The sequence below is a fragment of the Streptomyces azureus genome (assembly GCF_001270025.1).
Taxonomy (GTDB): Bacteria; Actinomycetota; Actinomycetes; order Streptomycetales; family Streptomycetaceae; genus Streptomyces; species Streptomyces azureus.
Genome location: NZ_DF968517.1, coordinates 1 through 303 on the forward strand (window position 1 = coordinate 1; position 303 = coordinate 303).

Consider the following 303-nt stretch of genomic DNA (forward strand, 5'->3'; position numbering starts at 1 on the left):
GTCATCCTCGACGAACTCGGCGCTCGGGGTGAGCTGGACTGGTCGCGGTGCGCGATCGACTCCGTCGCGGTCCGGGCGGCAAAAGGGGGCCACTGACCGGACCGAATCCGACCGACCGCGGCAAGCCGGGATCGAAATCCACCTCATCACCGACCGAAACGGCCTGCCGCTGTCGCTGGGCATCTCCGGCGCCAACACGCACGACAGCCTCGGCCTGAAGCCGCTCGTGCGTGGGATCCCGCCCATCCGCTCCCGCCGCGGACCCCGCCGCCGGCGTCCGGCCAAGCTACACGCCGACAAGGG

General features: G+C 71.3%; 1 pseudogene. It reads left to right on the forward strand.

The features are described from left to right. A pseudogene (locus tag AOQ53_RS43365) lies at positions 1-303 on the forward strand (transposase); the annotation flags it as partial.